Annotated in this window: 15 protein-coding genes and 3 tRNA genes; 8 read left to right on the top strand and 10 right to left on the bottom strand. The window is 69.9% G+C overall.

All coding sequences use genetic code 11. The features are described from left to right. The first annotated feature begins 201 nt into the window (after positions 1-201). Positions 202-1,803 carry a beta-1,3-glucanase family protein gene (locus tag ACSHV8_RS42025; RefSeq protein WP_436525387.1) on the top strand — a complete coding sequence of 534 codons (1,602 nt, stop codon included), beginning with the start codon at positions 202-204 and terminating at the stop codon, positions 1,801-1,803. Positions 1,804-1,848: 45 nt separating this feature from the next. Here the strand turns inward: ACSHV8_RS42025 and eno are convergent, their stop codons facing one another. After that, positions 1,849-3,108: a phosphopyruvate hydratase gene (eno, locus tag ACSHV8_RS42020; protein ID WP_436525385.1), complete on the bottom strand. Its 1,260-nt coding sequence runs from the start codon at positions 3,106-3,108 to the stop codon at positions 1,849-1,851. Positions 3,109-3,296: 188 nt separating this feature from the next. Beyond that, positions 3,297-4,550 carry a WD40 repeat domain-containing protein gene (locus tag ACSHV8_RS42015; RefSeq protein WP_436525383.1) on the bottom strand — a complete coding sequence of 418 codons (1,254 nt, stop codon included), beginning with the start codon at positions 4,548-4,550 and terminating at the stop codon, positions 3,297-3,299. Positions 4,551-4,680: 130 nt separating this feature from the next. On the opposite strand from ACSHV8_RS42015, the gene ACSHV8_RS42010 reads away from it, so the two are divergent. Further along, entirely contained in the window at positions 4,681-5,268 is a 588-nt protein-coding gene (locus tag ACSHV8_RS42010) for an RNA polymerase sigma factor (protein ID WP_436525381.1), read from the top strand. Then, on the top strand, positions 5,265-5,816 hold the full coding sequence (locus ACSHV8_RS42005; protein WP_436525379.1) for a DUF4362 domain-containing protein: 552 nt from the start codon (positions 5,265-5,267) through the stop codon (positions 5,814-5,816). Before ACSHV8_RS42010 ends, ACSHV8_RS42005 begins: the two co-directional genes overlap by 4 nt. Positions 5,817-5,877: 61 nt before the next feature. Here ACSHV8_RS42005 and ACSHV8_RS42000 read toward each other — a convergent pair whose 3' ends face one another. The 4 genes from ACSHV8_RS42000 to ACSHV8_RS41985 form a co-directional block, all read right to left on the bottom strand. Beyond that, entirely contained in the window at positions 5,878-6,768 is an 891-nt protein-coding gene (locus ACSHV8_RS42000) for a hypothetical protein (RefSeq protein ID WP_436525377.1), read from the bottom strand. An 82-nt stretch (positions 6,769-6,850) separates the two neighbouring features. Continuing rightward, the gene (locus tag ACSHV8_RS41995) at positions 6,851-7,642 is read right to left on the bottom strand and encodes an SDR family NAD(P)-dependent oxidoreductase (RefSeq protein ID WP_436525375.1); all 792 of its coding nucleotides are present in this window, start codon (positions 7,640-7,642) and stop codon (positions 6,851-6,853) included. A 117-nt stretch (positions 7,643-7,759) separates the two neighbouring features. Next, entirely contained in the window at positions 7,760-11,623 is a 3,864-nt protein-coding gene (locus ACSHV8_RS41990) for a fibronectin type III domain-containing protein (protein WP_436525373.1), read from the bottom strand. A gap of 183 nt (positions 11,624-11,806) precedes the next feature. After that, complete coding sequence (locus ACSHV8_RS41985) at positions 11,807-12,553, bottom strand: hypothetical protein (RefSeq protein WP_436525371.1); 747 nt, start codon at positions 12,551-12,553, stop codon at positions 11,807-11,809. Positions 12,554-12,766: 213 nt separating this feature from the next. Here ACSHV8_RS41985 and ACSHV8_RS41980 point away from each other — a divergent pair, with 213 nt between their 5' ends. From ACSHV8_RS41980 to ACSHV8_RS41965, 4 genes are all read left to right on the top strand, one after another. Beyond that, positions 12,767-13,459, top strand: a complete 693-nt coding sequence (locus tag ACSHV8_RS41980; RefSeq protein WP_436525369.1) for a hypothetical protein — start codon at positions 12,767-12,769, stop codon at positions 13,457-13,459. After that, the gene (locus ACSHV8_RS41975; protein WP_436525367.1) at positions 13,449-15,338 is read left to right on the top strand and encodes a serine/threonine protein kinase; all 1,890 of its coding nucleotides are present in this window, start codon (positions 13,449-13,451) and stop codon (positions 15,336-15,338) included. Before ACSHV8_RS41980 ends, ACSHV8_RS41975 begins: the two co-directional genes overlap by 11 nt. 51 nt (positions 15,339-15,389) lie before the next feature. Continuing rightward, positions 15,390-16,121 (top strand): GTPase family protein, encoded by a 732-nt coding sequence (locus ACSHV8_RS41970; RefSeq protein WP_436525365.1) that lies wholly within the window; start codon positions 15,390-15,392, stop codon positions 16,119-16,121. Between the two features lie 90 nt (positions 16,122-16,211). Further along, a complete protein-coding gene (locus ACSHV8_RS41965) occupies positions 16,212-17,117 on the top strand; it encodes a CHAP domain-containing protein (RefSeq protein WP_436525363.1) in 906 nt (301 codons plus the stop codon). Between the two features lie 181 nt (positions 17,118-17,298). On the opposite strand, the gene ACSHV8_RS41960 is transcribed toward ACSHV8_RS41965, so the two are convergent. Beyond that, positions 17,299-17,360 (bottom strand) — tRNA-Arg (locus tag ACSHV8_RS41960). A gap of 179 nt (positions 17,361-17,539) precedes the next feature. On the opposite strand from ACSHV8_RS41960, the gene ACSHV8_RS41955 reads away from it, so the two are divergent. Next, positions 17,540-20,029, top strand: a complete 2,490-nt coding sequence (locus tag ACSHV8_RS41955; RefSeq protein ID WP_436525361.1) for a hypothetical protein — start codon at positions 17,540-17,542, stop codon at positions 20,027-20,029. A 190-nt stretch (positions 20,030-20,219) separates the two neighbouring features. Here the strand turns inward: ACSHV8_RS41955 and ACSHV8_RS41950 are convergent. From ACSHV8_RS41950 to ACSHV8_RS41940, 3 genes are all read right to left on the bottom strand, one after another. Next, positions 20,220-20,292 (bottom strand) — tRNA-Arg (locus ACSHV8_RS41950). Between the two features lie 40 nt (positions 20,293-20,332). Beyond that, positions 20,333-20,423 (bottom strand) — tRNA-Ser (locus ACSHV8_RS41945). Positions 20,424-20,717: 294 nt separating this feature from the next. Then, positions 20,718-21,011: a hypothetical protein gene (locus ACSHV8_RS41940; RefSeq protein ID WP_436525359.1), complete on the bottom strand. Its 294-nt coding sequence runs from the start codon at positions 21,009-21,011 to the stop codon at positions 20,718-20,720. Between the last annotated feature and the right edge of the window lie 7 nt (positions 21,012-21,018).

Raw genomic sequence — 21,018 nt, 5'->3', positions numbered from 1 at the left:
CGCGTCATTTCCGGCCCGGAATCGAAGTCATTCTTTCTCCATTTAGGAATGGCGGCCGGGGTCCGAGCGGCCACCCGCCCGCCGTCGGCACCCCCGGCCGATACTGGAAGGAACATTGACAGTGGCCAACTTCACGGCAACCATGTGAGAGCGCTCTCTTCGTCCCGGGAGCGTCCCCCACCTGCGCTTCCAGGAGTCCCCATGTCCAGACGAACCAGACTGTTGAGCGCGCTGGCCGCGCTCGTCGCGGCGATACCGATCGGTGCCGCCGTGGCCGCGCCGGCCGCCCAGGCCGTCGGCCCCAACCTGCTGCCGTTCACGGTCACCAACACCACCGGGCGCGGCGACGCCACCTACCTGTACGTCATCGGCGTCAACCTGACCACCGGCCGGCTCGGCTACGTCAACTCGGGCGGCACGTTCACCGCGTGGCCGGCCGGTTCGCTGCCCCCGTCACCCGCCCCGGACGTCGCCATCAACGGCCCGGGCAACGGCGGCAACGCGACCGTGCAGGTGCCGCGCAACTTCTCCGGCCGGCTCTACATGTCGCTGGGCACCAAGCTGAAGTTCTTCCTGACCCCGGACGGCCTGGTCCAGCCGGCACCGTGGGCCTCGGGCGACCCGAACCACGACATCCTGTTCGACTGGAGCGAGTTCACCTACAACGACTCCGGTCTGTGGCTCAACAGCTCGCAGGTCGACATGTTCGCCGTCCCGCACGTCGTCAGCGTCACCGGCAGCGACGGCACGAAGAGCACCGGCGCGGTCGTCGCCAACGGCCGGCAGAACGTCATCGACCAGATCAAGGCGCAGTCGGGCTGGGCCAACACCGTGGTCACCCGCTCCGACGGCACCGTGCTGCGCGTGCTCTCACCGGGCAAATCGGCCGGCGCCGGGCTGTTCAGCACCACGTACCTCGACCCGTACATCACCTCGGCCTGGAACGCCTACGCGAGCAAGACGCTCACCGTCGTCCCGTTCGGCGACCAACCCAACACCAAATTCTTCGGGCGTACGTCGGGTAGCACGATGATCTTCACGAACACCTCAGGCGCACAGGTCGCCACGTTCAACAAGCCGTCGAGCGCGAACGTGTGGGGCTGCGACGGCAACCTGGCCGCGCCCAACGACCTGGTGGTGGGCCCGATCGCGCGGACGCTGTGCGCGGCGCTGAACCGGGGCACGCTCGGCACCATCGACACGCAGCCCGGCGGCACCGCGGCCGACTTCTACAAGAGCAACCCGACCAACCAGTACGCGCGGATCATCCACGCGAACATGGCTGACGGCAAGGCGTACGCGTTCGCCTTCGACGACGTACAGAATCAGGAATCTCTGGTCTATTCCAGCAACCCGACGTCAGCCAAGATCACCCTCTCGCCGTTCACCGGTGGCACCGGGGGCGGTGGCGGCGGCAGCAGCGCCACCACCATCGCCGCGCCCGGCGGCAAGTGCGTCGACGTGGCCGGCGACGACATCGGTGGTGACGGTGCCGCCGTGCAGCTCTGGGACTGCCAGTCCTACGCGGTCGACCAGCACTGGGCCTGGACCGGCCAGTCGCTGACCACCCTCGGGATGTGCCTGGACATCGCCGGTGGCGGCACCGCCAACGGCACCGTGCTGCAGCTGCACAACTGCACCGGGAACGCGGCGCAGACCTGGGTCGCCAACAGCAACGGCAGCATCAGCAACCCGCAGTCCGGCCGGTGTATCGACGCGCCGTCCGGCAACACCGCCAACGGCACCCGCCTGCAGATCTGGGACTGCAACGGGACCGCCGCCCAGAAGTTCGCCAAGTCCTGACCGAAGGGTCCCCGGACACCTCGGGGGTGTCCGGGGACCCGCACGTCAGTCCCCGTAGCGGGCCGAGCCGCCCAGCTCCTCCTCGATGCGGATGAGCTGGTTGTACTTGGCGGTCCGGTCACTGCGCGACAGCGAGCCGGTCTTGATCTGCCCACAGCCGGTGGCCACGGCCAGGTCGGCGATCGTGGTGTCCTCGGTCTCGCCCGACCGGTGCGACATCACCACCCGGTAGCCCGCCCGCTGAGCGGTCTCGATCGTGCGCAGCGTCTCGGTGAGCGTGCCGATCTGGTTGACCTTCACCAGGATCGCGTTGGCGTAACCGCCGTCGATGCCGCCGCGCAGCCGGTCCGCGTCGGTGCAGAACACGTCGTCGCCGACCAGTTGCAGCCGCTCGCCGGCCCGGTCGGTGAGCTTCTTCCAGCCGGCGAAGTCGTCCTCGGCCATCGGGTCCTCGATCGAGCTGATCGGATACCGTCCAGCCAGTTCCAGCAGGTAGTCGATGTGCTCGTCGACGCTCCGGGTCCGGCCTTCACCGGCGTACACATAAGCGTCGTTCTTGAAGAATTCCGAGCTGGCCGGGTCGAGGCAGATGGTCAGATCGACCCCGGGCCGGTAGCCGGACCGCTCGATCGCCCGCACCACGAACCGCAACGCCTCGTCGGCGTCACCGAAGCTCGGCGCGAACCCGCCCTCGTCACCCACGTTGGTGTTGTGCCCGGCCGCGGCCAGCTCCCGCCGCAGCGTATGAAAGACCTCCGACCCCATCCGTACGGCGTCGAAGAAGCTCTCCGCGCCGACCGGCGCGATCATGAACTCCTGGAAGTCGAGCGGATTGTCGGCGTGGGCGCCGCCGTTCACGATGTTCATCATCGGCACCGGCAGCAGTCGCGCACCGACGCCGCCGACGTACCGGTAGAGCGGCTGCCGATGGGCCTGGGCGGCGGCCTTCACGGTGGCCAGGGACACCCCCAGGATCGCGTTCGCACCGAGGCGACCCTTGTCCTTCGTACCGTCCAGATCGGTCATCGTGGTGTCGACGAGTGCCTGGTCCTCGGCGTCCAGCCCGGCCACCGCGGCGGCGATCTCACCGTTGACCGCGGCCACCGCCCGGCTGACCCCCTTGCCGTGAAAGCGCTTCGGGTCACCATCGCGCAGTTCGACTGCCTCGTTCGCCCCGGTCGACGCGCCCGACGGCACCGCCGCCCGGCCGAACGACCCGTCCGCCAGCACCACGTCGACCTCGACACTCGGGTTTCCCCGGCTGTCCAGAATCTGCCGCCCGACCACCCGGCTGATCGCCGTCATCGCATTCCCCCTGGTCCGTCGTCGTCTCCGGACCAGACTGGCGGGCGGGCGACCGGCCTGTCATCGCGAGAAGAATCGCGTTGACCCGTACCCCGAGGTGCGGGTTTAGGCTCGTGGTTCGTCGTCTTTGTCCGGCCCGTTCACGCGGGCCGGACACGACGCTTCGTCTTTCCTAGCCGGCCGCTTTCCTAGCCGGCCGCGGGGAGGCGCCACAGTCGCGCCTTGTTGTCCGCGCCGAGGGTGATCAGGCGCTTGCCGCCGAGGGCGAACCGCAGCGACCAGACCGGCTTGTCGTGGCCGGTCAGAGCCGGTCCCGCGGGCGCCCCGGTCGCGGTGTTCCACAGCCGGACGGTCCCGTCGTCGCTGCCGGTGGCCAGCAGACGCCCGCCCGGGCTGAAGCGCATGGCCCGCACCGGACCGGTGTGCCCGGTCAGCGGCGCGGTGGCCGCCCGGCGGGTCGTCGTGTCCCACAACCGGACGGTGTTGTCGCCACCCGAGGAGGCGGCCAGGAGCCGGCCGTCCGGGCTGAACGTGAGGGCGTACACAGGCGCGGCGTTGTCGGCCAGCGGCATCCCGGACGTCCCGCCGGTGGCCGGGTCCCAGAGCCGGATCGCGTTGCCGCTGTCCGAGGTGGCCAGGAAGTGCCCGCCCGGGCTGAAGCTCAGCGCGTACACCGGCGCCGGGTAGATGGGCAGCGCGCCGATCGGCTGCCCGGTCCCGGCCCGCCACAACCGCACGTAGTTGTCGGCGCCGGCGGTCGCGATGGTCGCGCCGTCCGGGCTGAACACGACCTTGCCGACCGCGCCGGTGTGACCGGTCAGGGTCCGCACCGCGGCGCCGGTGACGGTGTTCCACAACCGGACCGTGCCGTCCGCGCCGGCCGTGGCCACCAGCGGCTCGGACGGGCTGAAGGCGACCGAGCGCACGGACCCGACGTGACCGGCCAGCGCCGGCAGGGCTCGCCGCCCGGTCACGGGGTTCCAGAGCGACACCTCGCGGTCACCGGCGACGGCCAGCAGCCGGCCGTCCGGGCTGTACTCGACCGAGCGGACCCGGCCGGTGCCGGCGGCCACCCGCGGTCCGGCCTGGCGGCCGTTCGTCGCGTTCCATAGTCGTACCGCTCCGCGGGTCCAGGTCGCGAACACCTTGCCGTCGGGCCGGACGGCGATGATCCCGCCGGCGCCGGGCAGCACGCCGCGGAAGCTCTTCACCGGGGCCGGGCTCTTCGCCGGTGCCAGGCTTTTCGCCTGCTCCGGGCTCTTCGCCTGCACCGGGCTTTTCGCCTGCGCGTGGGCGGGCTGCGGGGCGAGGCCCGCCGCGGTGGTGGTGGCCAGCGCGAACAGTCCGATCATGGCCACGACGGCGGCCCGGCCGACGCGTCGGCGACGACCACCGGGCAGAGAGTCACTGCCGGCGCCGATTCGATATCTCTCCGTAGTCATTGCCGCACCGTATCGACCCGGTGACGGGGATTTTCCGCCTCTTCGACCCGGTTCATCCAGCCGGGTTGTGCCCCCGGCCGACGCGATGTCACAGCCCGGCCGCCGCCGGCCATGGCATGGTGTGACCGCCATGTCTCAACAGACCGATCGGCACCTATGGTCCGACGCGACCGCGGGTGACGGTGACGCGTTCGGCGCCCTCTTCGACCGCCACGTCCAGGCCGTCCACCGGCACTGCTACTGGCTGACCTCGTCGTACAGCGACGCCGAGGACGCCACCCAGTCGACCTTCCTGCTCGCCTGGCGCAAGCGTGGTCAGGCCCGGCTGGTCGACGACTCGATCCTGCCGTGGCTGCTCACGGTGGCCGCGTACGTCGTCCGGGACCAGCGGCGCTCGCTGCACCGATGGCGCAACGCGGTGCTGCGCCTGCCACCCGAGCCGGACGGCGTCGACTTCGCCGGCGAGGTGGCCGGCCGGGTGGACAGCCAACGCCACATGCGAGACGTCCTCGCGGCGATCCGCCGGCTGCCCCGCGCCGAACGGGACGCGCTCGTGCTCTGCGTCTGGTCCGGTGTGCCGTACGCCGATGCCGCCCTGGTCCTCGGCGTCAACGAGGCGGCCGTGCGAGCCCGGGTGAGCCGGGCCCGGCGCCGTCTCACGCGGCTTCTCGACCCCTCGAACAGCCCGGCCATCAACACGTCGGAGGAGGCACGATGACCAGCCCCGAACAGCGACCACCCGCTCCCGCACTGCCCGCCGACGCTCAGCGGCGGATGCGTGAGCGTCTCCTCGCCGAGATCGCCGGCCCGGAACGAGCCCGGCGCCGCACCTGGACGGCGCCCGTGGCCGTCGCGGCAAGCGTCCTGCTGGCCGGCGGCGGATTCACCGCGATCCGGGCCCTCACCGGCTCGCCGCCACCGCCCACGGCGGCGACCACCAGCCCGGCTCCCACCGTCATCGACTGCGGAACCGTCGATCTGGGGCTGAGCGGCCGCTTGCCGCAGGCCACCGCCCAGTGCCTGATCGACGCGGCCTCCGCCGGAACACCCGCCCACCTGCAGCAGACCGAGAACACCGACGAGGGCGACCCCATCATCACGACCTTCACCGTGGAGGGAAAGGACCGCGTCCGGGTCGTCACCGACATGCGGGCCGACCGATTCGGCCCGAAACAGGTTCAGCAGGAGGATTGCACCCAATTGCGGGAGATCAAGGGCCGCCTGATGTTCGACAGTTGCACAAAGGCGAAGGTCATCAGCAAATGACGTTTTCCGGGCGTGGAAGCGCGGTTTGCGCTCCCACGCCCGTACCAATTAATCGGTTTTCTTATTCGGTGAGAACCTTGACCGAGTCGGCGACGCCGCCGTTCCGGTTGATGCCGACGAAGAAGTCACTTCCGACGTGGGTGACATCCTCGATCTCGTCGGTCAGGTTGTTTCCCGGAACGCCGATGTCGCTCTCCACATCGCCGCCGGACCAGTTGTACTGGTAAATCCAGTTCCAGCCGGTGTCGGGCGTCGAGTCGTTGATCGACTTGGTGCTCCAGATGTAGTTCTCGGAGCAGTCGATGCCCTGGTCGGAACGGTTGTCGTGGCTGGTCAGGCTGGTCGTCACCTGCGTCCAGCCACTCGTCAGCGCGCCCGACCCGGGGTGGGTCCACAGCGTGTTCAGCCGTCGGGCCGCGTACTTGCCGGCGCCGTTGGCCGCCGTCGCGCTGTAGCAGAAGCCGCTGATGTTACCGACCGGCAGCTGGACCACCTCGGTCGTGCCGATGACCCCGCTGGAGCTCAGGTGCACGATCGTCACATCGTTGCTCGGGAACTGCGACTGGCTGCCCTGGGTGGCGATCAGCGCCGGGCCCTGGCCCAGGTAGTTCGCGTTGTAGGCGAGGTCGTTACCGTGCCCGAGCGCGGGCATGTCGACCGGTGCCCCGGAGCAGGTCCAGCTCGCGCCGTCCCAGGTCGTGCCGTCGCGCAGCCACCGGGACAGAACCGGCTCGCCGGCACTTCCCTTCGAGAAAATGATGTAAAGCTGGCCGCCCGGCCCCGCCACCATTCCCTCCATGACCGTGCGGCCGGCCCGGCACGCACTGCTGTTCGGAATGTTCAGCCGTTCTGCCCCGCTGCGATCGGTAGCAGCGGAAGCCGGCGCCGCCGAGGCGATAGCGATTCCGATCGACAGCCCGAGCACGGACGCGATGCTTGACAGTTTCTTCACTTAGGCGCCTCTCCTTGGGATAGGGAGGCCGCAGCGTATCAAAGTTCATCTACTTTTCACGCGATACATCTCGATCAACGGATCACAGCACCGTTGTCAGCACGCCGCCGTCGACCCGCACGGCCGATCCGTTGATCGCCGACGCGACCGGGCTGGCGATGAAGGTCACCGCGTTCGCGATCTCGGCCGGTTCGATGAAGCGCCCCAGCAGGGTCGTCTGGTTGGTACCGATGATCGCGGCTTTCATCTGCTCCTCGGGGATCGACTGCGCGCCGGCCAACGCCTTGACCGTGTCGGCGACGCCGTCGGAGTACGTCGGGCCGCCCAGCACCGAGTTGACGGTCACCGCAGTGCCCTTCGTCAGCTTGGCCAGGCCGTTGCCCACCGCGAGCATGGCCGTCTTGGACGCGCCGTAGTGGATCATGTCGGCCGGCACGTTGACGCCCGACTCGCTGCTCACGAACACGATCCGGCCCCAACCCCGGTCGAGCATCCCCGGCAGGAGCCGCCGGGCGAGCCGGACCCCGCTGAGCACGTTGACCTCGTGATAGATCCGCCAGTCGTCGTCGGAGATGAGCTCGAACGGCTTGAGCTCGAAGAGCCCGACGTTGTTGACCAGGATGTCGACGCCCGGAAGCTGGTCGCACAGCCGCTCGACGTCGTCGGCCACCGCGAAGTCGGCGGCCACCCCGCTGACCGAGGCGCCGGGCACTTCACGACGCAGCGCCTCGACGGCCTCGGTCAGCTTCACCGGGTCGCGACCGTTCAGAATCACGTCGGCCCCCTCACCGGCCAGGACCTTCGCGGTCGCGTACCCGATGCCCCGGCTGGATCCGCTGACGAACGCGGTCTTGCCCGTGAGCTGCAGGTCCATGTGTCCTCCTGGGTGACTGGTCGCCGACCGGACCGGCCGGCGATCTGGTTCGAGGTTCCCGCCCGCCGATGAGCATCCGATGAGCAGGAGGACGACACATGGACCCGCGCCCGTCGATCAGTACTTGACGGTTATCACCACACGCCGGTTGTACTTCGTCCACCTCGGCTTCTTGGCCGCGCTGTCGCCGACCCCGACCACCTTGATCCTGGAGGTGACCCCCAACGACTTCAGGTACGAGCTGACCACCGCCGCCCGCTGCCGGGACAACTTCCGTACCGCGGCGATCGCCGACGTGGACTTCCGGTCGGTCGTCGTGTACCCGGTCAGGGTGATCAGGCCGGCGCCCTTGGCCGCGGCCGCCTTGACCTTCAGGCTCCTCTTGGCCGAGGCCGACAACTTCGTGCTCTGATACGGGAACAGCACGCTCCCCAGCGACACCACGCTCGACGGCGGCCTGGTCCCGCTCCCGGTCTGCGCCCCACAGTTCGCGTCGAGCACGATCCAGCTGGTGTCCTTGATCGGGCTGCCGTCGGCCGCGGTGGCAGTCAGCTCCAGCTGGTGCAGGCCGCCGGCCACACACGCCTTGGTCGGCATGGTGACCACGGCGTTGAACGAGCCCTTGTCGTCGGTCGTGCCCGACGCGAGCAGGACCGGATCCGAGTGCAGGGTCAGATAGAAGCCGGTGCGCGGCTGCGTACCACCACCGCTCAGCGTCGCCTTCGACCCGGACAGCTTCTGGTTGGTCCCCAGGTTCAGGTCGAGCTCGACCTTGGGCGGGGTGGTCGGCGTCGTCGTCGGGCTCGGCGTCGGGCTGGTGCCCGGCGTGGTCGGCGTGTCACCCGGGCTCGGCGAAACGCTCGGGCCGACCGTCGGGCTCGGCGAAGCCGATGGGGACGGCGACGGCGAGGTCGGCACCACCTCGTTGGAGGCCAGACTGGCCGGGCCCTCCCCGGCCGAGTTGCTCGCCCCGACCTTGAACGTGTACCCCCGGCCCGCGGTCAGACCGGTGATCGACGCGGACCGGGCCGTGGCCGGGTACCACGTGGTGGGCTGCGCGGAGCTGCCCAGGTACGGGGTCACCGAGTACCCCAGAATGGCGCTGCCCGCGTTGGCCGGAACACCCCAGGTGACCGTCGCCGACCCGAGCCCGGGCACCGCGACCGGAGCCCCCGGAGCATCCGGAACGGTGTCCGGGACGAACGTCGTCGCCTCCGACCACGCCCCGGCGCCGGTGGTGTTCCGGGCCCGGACCTTGATGGTGACGCTGGCCCCGCCGGCCAGCCCGGTCGGCGAGCCGGTCAGGGTGGTGCCGGTGCCGCTGGTCGGCAGGGTGTGCTGCGTGGCCCCGTTGTCGGTGGTGAACTCGTAACTGCTGATCGCGCTGCCCCCGGTGAACACCGGTTTGGTGAACGACACGGGCGACACCAGGTCGTTCGGCCGGGTAGTCAGTCCGGTCGGACGACCGGGCACCCGGGGCGGTGAGGTCAGCTTGTGCACCCGCTTGTTGCCGTTGTCGGCGACGTACACCGCCCCGTCGGTCGCACTCACCGCCACCCCGTGCGGGGTCTTCAGCATGGAGGCGGCCGCATCGACGTCATCGGTCGGCGCACCGGCGACACCGGCGGCCCCGGCGATCACGTTGAGGATCCCGCTCCCCAGATCGATCCGCTCGACCACGTTGCTCGTCGCATCGGCCAGGTACAGCGCGTTGTCCGGGCCCAGTGCCAGGGCGTAGATATCACCGAGGTTGCTGGTGGTGGCCACGACGTTGTCGGTCGGCAGTCCACCGGTCCCGGTGCCACCGACGTACGTCAGCGCCCCGGTGGTGTGATCGACCCGCTCGATCCGATGGTTGGCGGTGTCGGCGATGAAAATGTTGCCGTCGTCGTCGACCGCGACACCACGCGGGTGGTCGAGGTTCGAGCCGGTCGCCGCGCCGGGCACGGTCGGCGTGCCGCTGTAGCCCCGCCGTCCGGCGACGATCGACAACTCCCCGGTCGACACGTTGATCTTCTCGATCAGTGAGTTGCCGGAGTCGGCGATGTACACGTTGGCCCCGGCCGGGTCGACAGCGACGCCGGCCGGTTGGAGCAACGGCGAGCCGGTCGCGGTGCCGGCCGTCGGCAGGCCCGGGCTCGCGGTGCCGGCCACCACGTACAGCTTGCTGTCGCTCGCGGCGACCTTCTCCAGCAGGCTGTTGTCGGTGTCCGCGATATAGAAGTCACCGTTGGGCGCCAGCGCCACCGCCCGCGGATTGCTCAGCGATGTCAACGTCGCCGCGACAGCCGTGCCGGTCGGGGCGCCGTTCATCCCGGTGCCGGCGACGACCGTGATCCGGTTGGTGGCGTGATCGACCCTCTCCACCCGGTCGTGATACCGGTCGGCGATGTAGACGTCACCCGCCGCGTTGACCGCCAGGCCCTGCACGTAACCGACGTAGTCGCTGGTCGGCACGACGGTGCCGGACGGGTCGCCCCGGCTCCCACGGCCGGCGAAGAAGTTCAGGTGATAGCCGTACGGGACGGCGTCCGGAGTCACCTGATTACTGGTGCCGTAGGAGCCGGTGCCCTCACCGTTCGTCGCGGTCACCCGGAACGTGTAGTCCGTGGTGTTGGTCAGGCCGTTCACCCGGCAGGTCCGCGGGGCTAGCGCGGTGCACGTCAGGCCGTCAGGGTTCGATGTGACGGTGTACCCGGAGATCGACGACGAGCCCGACGACTGCGGCGCGTCCCAGGTCACGACCGCGGACCGGTTGCCGGCGGCGGCCACCACGTTCCGCGGCGTGCCCGGTGCGGCGGCGGTGGAGAAGACGTGCAACGCACCGTACGAGCTCATCGTGCCCGGCCCGGCGCTGGTCACGTACAGCTTTGCCCCGGTCGGCGCCGCGGTCACGCCCCAGATGTCCGTACCGACCGGCACGGCACTTCCCAGGGCCGTCACCGACGACAGGGTGCTGCTGCTGAAATCGCTCACGTTGTAGGCGAACAGCTTGGCCGACGGGGTCTGCCCGCCGCTGGCCCCGTAGACGGTCTGCCCGTCCGGCGAGAGCGCGAGCTGCGTGAACCGCAACGAACCATCGGTGACCTGATCCGACGACAGCAGCGGCTCCAGGGAGTTGGCACCGATGGCGTACGCGTCGATGAAGCCGGGCGTCGACTGGTCAAGGGTGTCCCCGTCGGCCGCGGCCAGCAGGACGTTGCCGGACACCACCAGGTCGTTCACGATGCCGCTGCCGTAGGTATGCGCCGTGCCGGCCGTGGCCACGATGGTGTTGGTACTGGTGTCGATCATCTGGACGACACCGTTGTCCTCGCCGACGAAGACCCGGCTGCCGTCGGCGCTCGCGGCCACCGCGATCGGATTGCCGTTCGTGGTGATGGTCGGGTTGTTGTTGACCGCCACGCCGAGTGCGTCGAACACCGCCACCTGGCGTACGCCGGAGTTCGCGACGTAGAGAATGTCGGCGCCGCCGATCCTGGCCACCGTGATGCCCTTGGGCTGTTCCGCGTTGTTGTACTGGCTGGAACCGGTGAAGGTGCTTCCCACCAAATTTCCGTCGGAGGGATTTATCCGGAGAATTCGGCTGGGTGTGCCGGTGGTGACATACAGAGTGTTGCTGTCCGAGCTGAAGGCCAAACCCCAGGGATTGCTCGCCGGGATGTACTGATTCGCGTAGGTCGGCGGGCTCCCGGTGCCGGTCATATGCAGCAGGTTGGCCTTGCTCAAGTCGGTCGCCCAGATATACGTCCCGTTCGGCGACACCGCGATCCGTCCCGGCGCATCCGTCCACGGCGTCGATGTGTCGACCGTGCCCGTTTCGGTGGCGATCGGAGGGTCGGCCCGGGCCGGTGTGTCGAGCACCGCCGTCGCCGCCACCCCGACGAGCAGGCCGGCCAGGACGGACCTTCCGACGAGTGTGGGGCCGCGCAGCCAACGTCGTCGGGGTCCCGAAGCTCCGTCAATCGCATTGAGTGCCATGTCGATCACCCTAAGTCGCCAGAACGGCTCCCGGGTCAGCGTTTTAGCAGGTCAACGACGTTTTGGAACAGGCCGAACCATCGAAAACGGGCGCTCCACCGACTCATCAGGATTCCCCGGCGAAAAGGTCCGGCTTCTTGCCCCGTGACAACAAAGTCGACCCCACCCGACCCGCTGGCCCGGTCAGTACCAGTGCGGCGAGCGCTGGGTCCACCGCGTCAGTGCGGTGCACGGGGTGCCGTAGACGCCGCGGATGTAGGTCAGACCCCAGGAGATCTGGGTGGCCGGGTTGTCTCGCCAGTCAGCTCCGGCACTGGCCAGTTTGGTGGCGGGCAGGGCCTGCGGGATGCCGTAGGCGCCGGACGAAGCGTTGCGGGCGTTCCAGCGCCAGCCGCTCTCGCCGTTCCAGAGAGTCTGCAGGCAGGACCATTCCGAGTCGGCCCAGCCGCGGTCCCGCATGGCGACGTACCCGTTGTACCGGACCTGGCCGATGTTGTTGCGGTCGGTGATGCCGGCCGTCGACCACTGCGCGGCGTGCCCGTTCGTCGTGTACAGCACCGCGTTCCCGTCGGTCTGCATCTCCAGGCGCAGGCTGCCGCGGGTGCCGCTGGCCCACATCGGTACCCGGTTCGGAGCCGGCGTGTAGATCACCAGGTTGCCGTCGGTCTGCATCTGCACGTCCGACCCGGCCCGGTTGGTGCCGGTGGCCCAGATCGCCCGGTTGCCGGGGGCGTACATGACCAGGTTGCCGTCGCCCTGCATGACCAGGGCGTACTGGCCGTCGGCGGAGGCGACCCGCTGGCCCGAGCGCAGCGCCTCGCCGGGGTTGAGCCAGGAGTTGTTCGCCGCGGCCGAGGCCGGGACGGAAAGCACGGCGCTGCCGGCGAGGACGGCGGTGGCAACGGCGAGAGCTGCTTTGAGGAGTCGCATCGGGGTGCCCTTTCAGGTGTCGGCGTCGCGTTGACAGCCGAAGTCAAGGCGAATCGGGCCCCGGTTCGTAGTCCAGGGGTCAACCGTCGGGCACCCGAAGGGTGAAAGGGGGCGGACGTATGTGCCGGTTTGCCGTTGACGTCTGGTGATCTGCGGGGCCGCCCTGCAAAACTGCGACGCCCGTCGGCGGATCCCTGACCAGAAGGTGGTGCTTTGGAAGGCCCAGCGGCAACCGTCCGGCATCGCACCCGGCACTGGACCCTGAACACCGGCGAGAAGCTGACCGTCGGACGCAGCACCGGGTGCACCGTCCGGCTTCCCGACGACAGCCACTTCTCCCGGTGGGCGGTGGCCCTGGAGCTGGTCAACGGCGCTGTCCTGGTCAGCAACACCTCCGAGACGAAACCGTTCGTGGTCCGGCCACCGGCCGGTGAGGACCAGGTGGTGGCGCCCGGCGCGGCCGCCCGTCCGCCGTTCACGCGATTCACGATCGTGCTGGCCGGGTCGGTGGCCGAGGAGAGCGTCGAGATCGACGCGGCGGCGCTGCGGCCGGCCCTGGCCCAGGACCCGGCGACCCGGTCGGCGGACACCTTCACCGGGCCCGGCCAGTTCACCGCGGCCCAGCACCGCGTCATGGTCGAGCTGTGCCGCCCGCTGCTGACCGCGTCCGGTACGGCCGCGCGACCGGCGACGTATGCCGAGATCGGCGACCGCCTCGCGCTGAGCCCGCAGTACGTCCGCAACGTCCTCAAGCTCCTCCGGGAGAACCTGTCCGGTTACGGCATCCCCGGCCTGGTCTCCGACGAACACCACCCGACCGAGGACTTCCGGCTGCCGCTGGCCCGGTGGGCACTGTGGAACAGCTGGGTGACCCGATCCGATTTGGGAGATCCTCGTGGACACTGAGACCGGCCCCGCAACCGACGGCCCCGGGGGCGGCGCGTCAGTCGACGGCCCGGGCGGCGCGGAGACCGGCGCGGCGACTGAGGGCCCACCAGCGCTGCCCGCACCGCGACCGAACGGTCTGTTCGCCGGACCGGCCGAGGCGCCGGACCGATTCGAGCTGCTCGGCGAGGGCCGGCGCGGCGGCGAGGGGATCACCTGGCGAGCCAGTTACCGCGGAGAACTGCGCTCGGCCGTGCCGCTGGCCGTCAAGGTGCTGCACCGTCCGGAGGGAACCGGCGCGGACTGGCCGTCCCCGGAGACGCTGCAGCGCTGGCAGGACCGCACGGTGTTGTTGCAGCACCTGCACCTGGAACGAGTGGTGTGGCTCAATGAGGTGTTCGTCGGCGCGCCACCGCACCGCCGCGACGAGCCGGGCGACGACATTCCGGTGCCGTACCTGGTGATGGAGTGGATCGACGGCCCGGCCCTGGCCGACCTGCTCGGCGGCGAGCCGGCCACCGCGGCCACCATCGGGCAGCGCATGCAGTACGTCCGCGAGGTCGCCGAGGCGCTGCACGAGCTGCACGTGGCGAGCCGGGCGTCGGGTAACCCGAGCCTGCACCGCGATGTGAAACCGGGTAACTGCATCGTCAACCCGGCCCGTGGCGTGGTGCTCATCGACGTGGGTGGGATGCGGACCCTCGACGACGGGTTCGACCCGGCCGGGATGCACACGGCGGCGTACACCGCGCCGGAGATCCTGCGTAACCCGTACCGGCCGCGAGAGGCCGCCGGGGACCGGTACGCGCTCGGCGCCTTGGCCGTGTTCTGCCTGCTCGGCGAGGACCCGCCGGCGGCCGGAGCGGCGCTGCCCGACCTGGTCGCACCACGGATCCGGGCGGTCGCCCGGACCGCCGGGGTGGCCGACCCGGACGCCCTGGTGGCGCACGTGCTCGCGATGCTGCGCTCGGATCCGGCCAGCCGGCCGGACAGCGGCCCGGCGTGGGCCACGCAGCTGCAGCCCCTCGCCCTGAGCGCCACCATCTCCGGTACGCGCCATCACACCCGCCCCTCCGGCGACAGCTCTTCCGGCGCACCGCACGACGACGGTATTTCGATGACGCCGAACAGCGCCGCCGGCTCCGGTGCACCGAAATCGTGGCGCCGGTGGCCGGTCCTCGCCGCGGCGCTCGCACTCGGCGCGATCGGCGGCGGAATAGCCTTGGCCGCCCCGTGGCGGCCGGCCTCGACCAGCACCGCCGGAGCCGGAACCGACGGCCCCACGCCGCTCCCGTCGGTCACCGTCGCGACGCCGGCCGGCACCAGTCTGCCGTCCCCGGGTGGCCTCACGCCCTCCGGCGGCGCGATCGCCGCGACCACGGATATCACCGCCGCGTCCGGCGTCACCACCGGGCCGGTCCCGGTCCCGACCGAGGGCTCGGTCACCACCAAGGCCACCGTGACCAGGACGACGACCGCTGCCGCCACAACCGCCGCCGCCACCACCAGCTCCGGCAAGATCTCCTCGCCGTCGGCCGGCAGTGACGTGCTCAACTGCGCGTATCTCTCCGGAACAGCAACACTCGCTGCCGGCAAGACTCTCATCCTCGCTGCCCGGAACCTGGACAACGACGAACCCGACGTGTGGTACGCCCAATACACCTTCGGCTGGACCGACCCCTCGACGCTGTCGTCCTGGCGCGGCGCCGAGTACTTCCCCGGCGACATCGGTCAGCAGTACGAGGTCGGCCTGTTCGCCGTCGACCTGGGCGACGCCCAGGCCGCCCGGAACTCCGACGCCGCACTCAGGAGGCTCGCCGACACCGGCGCCGAACTGGCCAACCGTCGATTCGTGCGGGTCTCCGGTAACACCGGCAACGACTGCCCCGGCCCGGCCTGACAGTTCACCCCCGCACTGTCGCCCGGGAGGCGATCACGCCCAGGGTGGGACATGTCCACACACGTGCCCACCATCGGCGTGCTCGGGGTTTCCGGCACCGGCAAGTCCAGCACCCTGAACGCCCTCTTCGGTGCCGATCTGCCGGTCAGCCACAGCACCGCCGGCACCCACCAGTTCCGCTACCTCGAACTGGCCGGGCTCACCGTCCTGGACGCGCCCGGCCTCGGCGAGGACGCCCACCGGGATCCCGGCTATCTGCGTGAGTACGCCACCCACCTGCCACGCTGCGACGTGCTGCTGTGGGTGCTCACCGCCCGCGGGCGAGGCCTGGCCCTCGACCAGTCCTATCTCGACGTCCTGCGCCCACCCCGCGATCACCTCGTCTTCGGCGTCAACCAGGTCGACTTGATCGCCCCCGGCGACTGGGAAACCGGCCCGAATCTCCCCTCGGAGCGGCAGGAACAGCATCTGCTGGAGATCGTCGAGGACCGCCGCGCCCGGCTGCCCGGCCCGGTTGTCGGATACTCCGCCCTGCGCGCCTACCGCCTCCAGGAGCTCTTCACCGCGCTGGTCGCCGCCTGTCCGCCGGGCCGGGCCACCGCCCTGCGCACGGCCAAGAACCTGCGCCCCACGACCGCAGCCCGGCTCGCCGCCGAACACCGCCGCGAACGCACCCACCTGCGCCGCGAAAGGATCCACGGATGGTTCGGCGGGAGCGCCCCGGACACCTCCGCGGGTCAACACCAGCGGACGCGGAACGACAGCACGCCGGCCACCTCCTGACCTCGCGGTGATGCACCCCTGTACTGCCGGGCACCCCGCCGTCCGGGGTCCACTCCTCTCGTCGAGAACGCACCCTCCTGAGGAGTGATCATGAACAAGCTCATCGCCCGGATCAGCAGCGCCGTTCTGGCCCTGGGTCTTCTCCCGCTCGCCGCCGCCCCGGCCCACGCCGCGGCCGGCACCGCCCGGCTCAACGCGGGTGAGCAACTCGGCGCGGGCGCCCGCCTGGTGTCACCGAACGGGCAGTTCGTGCTCAGCATGCAGTCCGACGGCAACCTGGTCGAATACGCGCCCGGCAACCGCGCGGTCTGGGCCACCGGCACCAACCGGGCCGGGTCGATCGCCCGGATGCAGACCGATGGCAACCTGGTCGTCGTCGCACCCGGCAACGTGGCCGTCTGGGCGACCGGCACCAGCGGCAACCCGAATGCCGGCGTGGAGGTGCAGGACGACGGCAACATCGTGGTCTACGCCTCCGGTCACGTCGCCCGCTGGGCCTCCGGCGCGCAGAGCGGGGGCAGTGGCAGCGGCCTCGGCGACCGGATCGCCACCCTGGCCCGTGGCGAGGCCGCGAACTCCGCGCGGAACCACGAGACCGGCACGAACTGCAACTACTACTCGGGGTCGCTCGGCACCGGCGCCAAGTGCGCCAACGGCTGGCGGGCCGAGGCCTGGTGCGCCGACTTCGCCCGCTGGGTGTGGGGCCGGGCGGGCGCGAACACCGCAGGCCTGACCCCCGGCGCGGTCAGCTTCCAGTCCTACGGCACCCGACGCGGCACCTGGCACGCCGGTTCGTCGCTGACCGGCGTCCAGCCGGGCGACGTGATCGGCTGGAACTTCGGCGGCAGCACCTCAAACGACCACGTGGGCGTGGTCGTCGCCGTCGACGCCTCGTCGGTCACCACCGTGGACGGCAACTACGCCAACAAGATCTCGACCCGTGTGGTTCGCCGCGGCACCACGGGCATCTCCGGTTACGCCCACCCGGCAAGCTGACCAGCCCACTCCCCACCCGCGCCTGCGCCCGCCGGACCAACTCCGCCGGGCGCGCCGCGCTGTCCGCACAACCCCCAGCCAGCGCAGCCATCGCCTGACTGGTGAAGTCGTGACCATCGACCCAGGGCCCCGGCCGGCAGCACCCAGGCACGCTACCGCCCCACACGGCCTTGATTGTTTGTGCGGCCGAAGGGGCTCGACCCCTAACCTTCTGATTCGCAGTCAGATGACCAGTGGTCGCGCATGACCCAGGGATGCTCCGCCGGCCCGTCCCGATGACGGCCGCGCGAGTCAGGCGAAACCGGACCGTTACGACAGGTCGGGTGCGGATCGTCCTTTCGTCCGATCCCCGTTGGTGATCTTCGATGTAGCGTCGCGGTCGGACTTCGGCGCGTTCGAGCGTCACCATCCACGGGGGACCAATGAGTAGAAGAAGGCTCGGCGCTGCCGCCATCGCCGTGCTGACCAGCACCACCGGGTTGACGATCGTCGCCGCCGGCCCGGCATCGGCCGATCCCGGCCCGATCCTCGCCATCACTTCGGTCGGCGACCTCATCGTCGACGGTGTGCACGAGCGGGTCTTCATCAGTGATCCGGACAGTGGCCGGGTCATCGCGACCGACTACAGCGGTAACCAGCTCGCCGCCGCGCAGGTCAACGACGCGAACAGTCTGGCGCTCGCCCCGGACTCGTCGCGGCTCTACGTGACGTCGCTGCGCGAGTCGGCGATCTTCGCGCTGGACACCACCACTCTGGACCAGGCCGCCAAGTACTCCACCGGCGCGGTCGCGCCGGGAGACGTAGCCATTGCCGGCGACCGGATCTGGTTCTCCTACACAGACGGCAATCCCTCCGAACTCGGCACCATCGATCCGTCCACCGAGCCTCCGACGGTGCTGCTGGATCGGTACCGGACCGGGCGTCGCGGAGCCGAGCTGGCCACCGCCGCGGCCAAGCCGAACCGGATCGGCGTGGCTTCCGATGGCAAGATCGCCGTCCTCGACGTCTCCGGTGACACCATCACCGAGGCGGCGGCCGTGGAAGGCGGCGGTGAGGTCGCCGATATGGCGATCTCACCGGACGGAGAAAAGATCGCCACGGTCCCCCCGAACAGCTTCGGCATCGTGCTGCGTGACGTCAGCAATCTTCAGACCGAGCAACGGCTGCAGTACGAGGGCTTCGCGAACGCCGTCGATTTCGCCGCCGACGGTTCCATCGCCGGCGGCAGCTTGGCCCCGCAGCAGGCGATCGTGCACATTTACGCCCCGTCCGGCGAACTGATCACCGAGCTCAAACCCGAGAACCGCGGGGTTGGGCGGGAACGCGGGCTGGCTTGGGAACCGAATGGTGACCGCCTGTTCGGCGTCTCGTCCAACGGCAACGTGTTCCGGTTCAACGCCTACGCGAACACGAAGCAGTCACCGACGAAGCTGACCTTCAGCGCCTGGCCGCCGACCCCGGTCCCGGCCGCGCCGGTCACCCTCACCGGCACGCTGACCTCGTCGCTGAGCCTGCCCGCCGGCACCGCTGTCGCGCTCAGCAGAAACGGTGCGTCGCTGGGTGACATCCCGATCGGCGACAACGGCTCCTTCTCGTTCGTCGACACTCCGCCGTCCGACGGCACGGCGACCTACCAGGTCTCGTACGCCGGTGACGCCACCCACCTGTCGGCGTCAGCGACCACGGCGGTCCAGGTGGCCCGGGCCGTGTCCACGGTGACCCTCTTCGGGCCGACCACGGCGTTGCCGGGTCAGTCGATCACCATCCCCGGCCGGTTGACGTCCGATGGGTTCCCGTTCCTCGACAACACGGTCTCGGTCACCCGTTCCGGCAGGCCGCTGGGCACGTTCGAGGCCAACTCGAACCGCGACTTCTCGTTCACCGACACCCCGCCGGCCGAGGGCACTTGGACCTACGAGGTGTCCTACGCGGGGACCAGCACCCACCTGCCGACCACCACGACGACGTCGGTCGAGGTCTCCCGGATGGCGTCCACCCTGACGCTGGCCGGGCCCACGTCGGCGACCCTGGCGAAGCCGCTCACCATCACCGGCAAGCTGGCCTCGCCGCTGGCGCTGACCGCCGGCAGCACGGTGTCGATCAGCCGGATCGACCTCGAGCACCCGACCGGCATTGCGCTGGGTGCCAGGACGGTGGCCGCCGACGGCTCGTTCGCTGTCACCGACACCCCGACGGCCGGCGGGCCGGTCGTCTACCAGGTCGCTTTCGCCGGCGACTACACCCACACCCCGGCATCGACGACCAAGTCGGTGGCGGTCTCCCGGACCACCCCGGCGCTGTCGCTGACCAACAACGGCAAGACTTACGCGTACGGCCAGACGGTGTCCTTCACCGCTCGCCTCGGCACCACCTACAAGAGCCGGACGGTGGAGATCTGGGCCGACCCGGCCGGCACCGACCAGGGGCGGCGCCTGGTCAAGCGCGGCACCGTCAGCAAGACCGGCTACTTCACCGCGAGCCTCAAGCTGACCCGCAACACCGCGGTGAGCGTGGTGTTCCCCGGTGACTCCCGGACGGCGCCGCGCACCGTGGTGGCAACGGTCGGGACGAAGGTCAGCCTCACGCTGAAGCTGTCGCGGTACTACAAGACCGCGAAGATCAGCGGCCAGACGTACCGCTACTACCGCACCAGTGGGAGCGCCTGGTTCACCACGTCGATGACCGGGGCCGCCAACCGGCACGTCTACGTGCAGCTTCAGCGCTACGTCAAGGGCAAGTGGCAGACCTGGGACAGCCGCTACTTCGACGCCACCGACACGATGTACGTGACCGGTTCGGGCCTGACCGGCACGCGGTTGCGGGTCCGCACCGCCTACGTCAAGGGCAGCTCTGGTGACAGTCTGAACACCAGCACGTGGGCGCCGTACCAGTACTTCACTTTCACGAAGTAGCACCGGCGAGAAAGGCGGCGGGGATTCGATTCGGGCCCCCGCCGCCTTTTCATGGCCCGGGCACGAGGACTACAGACCCGCCTCACCGTCACAGAAAGTGATGGAACCCAAGCGACACCCACACCCACGGAGGTCAGAAACGAAGAAGGGCCTGACCGCGTTTCCGCAGGTCAGACCCTAATTCTTGAAGTGCGCCCGAAGGGACTCGAACCCCTAACCTTCTGATCCGTAGTCAGATGCTCTATCCATTGAGCTACGGGCGCTCTCTCAGTGCTCAGCCAGCATACACACCCGGCTTTCGCGCGGAGACTCCGGGATTCGAACCCGGGAGGGGCTTTAAAACCCCAACCGCATTAGCAGTGCGGCGCCATAGACCGGACTAGGCGAAGTCTCCTCCAGTGGCCCTTGCGAGCCACCGAGGATTGAGAATACCGGACGCCCTCGGGGCCGCACAAAGAGGTCGGCCCGAAACCTCCCGAAGATCTGCCGCGAAGGCTGCGAACAGGCGAAACGTTGCGGTTGCGACTACGCTGCGCAGGATGGAGGAGAAGCAGACGCCGCGTGCCCGGGATCCGCGTGCGCCCTTCAGCGCGCCGGAGTCGGAGCAGCCGACCGCTCGGCCGTCGCGCCGCGGGGCGCCGCCGACGGTCACTTTCCAGCCGCCCCGCCCCGGGGCGAGTGCCGAAGGTCACCCTTCAAGGACACCATCAAACCCACTTTCGAGTACGGCGGAGCAGGTCACGCCCCCGCCGAACGTGCCGAGGACCACACGCCCGCCCCGGCCCGCGCGCCCCGCCGACGAAAAACCCGCCGAAAAAGCCGCCGAAAATACCGGCCAAGAAGCGGGCGAGACCGCCTCACCGGAGAAGCCCGCCAAAAAGGCCCCGGCGAAGAAGGTCGCCCCGAGGGCCCGCGCCGCCACGAAGACCACCCCGGCGAAGGCCGTGACCACCCCGGCCCCCGAGGCGGCAACGCCAACCACGCAGGCA

The sequence above is a fragment of the Actinoplanes sp. HUAS TT8 genome (assembly GCF_051380535.1).
In the GTDB taxonomy this organism is placed as follows: domain Bacteria; phylum Actinomycetota; class Actinomycetes; order Mycobacteriales; family Micromonosporaceae; genus Actinoplanes.
The sequence above is the reverse complement of the archived record's forward strand: the minus strand, read 5'-3'. Positions and strand labels throughout refer to the sequence as shown.

Excerpts from the sequence above, each read along its gene's own strand:
- ACSHV8_RS42005 (WP_436525379.1), top strand. The coding sequence starts at position 5,265 with ATGACCAGCCCCGAACAGCGACCACCCGCTCCCGCACTGCCCGCCGAC.
- ACSHV8_RS41990 (WP_436525373.1), bottom strand. The coding sequence starts at position 11,623 with ATGGCACTCAATGCGATTGACGGAGCTTCGGGACCCCGACGACGTTGG.
- ACSHV8_RS42010 (WP_436525381.1), top strand. The coding sequence starts at position 4,681 with ATGTCTCAACAGACCGATCGGCACCTATGGTCCGACGCGACCGCGGGT.
- ACSHV8_RS41955 (WP_436525361.1), top strand. The coding sequence starts at position 17,540 with ATGAGTAGAAGAAGGCTCGGCGCTGCCGCCATCGCCGTGCTGACCAGC.
- ACSHV8_RS41995 (WP_436525375.1), bottom strand. The coding sequence starts at position 7,642 with ATGGACCTGCAGCTCACGGGCAAGACCGCGTTCGTCAGCGGATCCAGC.
- ACSHV8_RS42025 (WP_436525387.1), top strand. The coding sequence starts at position 202 with ATGTCCAGACGAACCAGACTGTTGAGCGCGCTGGCCGCGCTCGTCGCG.
- eno (WP_436525385.1), bottom strand. The coding sequence starts at position 3,108 with ATGACGGCGATCAGCCGGGTGGTCGGGCGGCAGATTCTGGACAGCCGG.
- ACSHV8_RS41965 (WP_436525363.1), top strand. The coding sequence starts at position 16,212 with ATGAACAAGCTCATCGCCCGGATCAGCAGCGCCGTTCTGGCCCTGGGT.
- ACSHV8_RS41985 (WP_436525371.1), bottom strand. The coding sequence starts at position 12,553 with ATGCGACTCCTCAAAGCAGCTCTCGCCGTTGCCACCGCCGTCCTCGCC.
- ACSHV8_RS42015 (WP_436525383.1), bottom strand. The coding sequence starts at position 4,550 with ATGACTACGGAGAGATATCGAATCGGCGCCGGCAGTGACTCTCTGCCC.
- ACSHV8_RS41970 (WP_436525365.1), top strand. The coding sequence starts at position 15,390 with ATGTCCACACACGTGCCCACCATCGGCGTGCTCGGGGTTTCCGGCACC.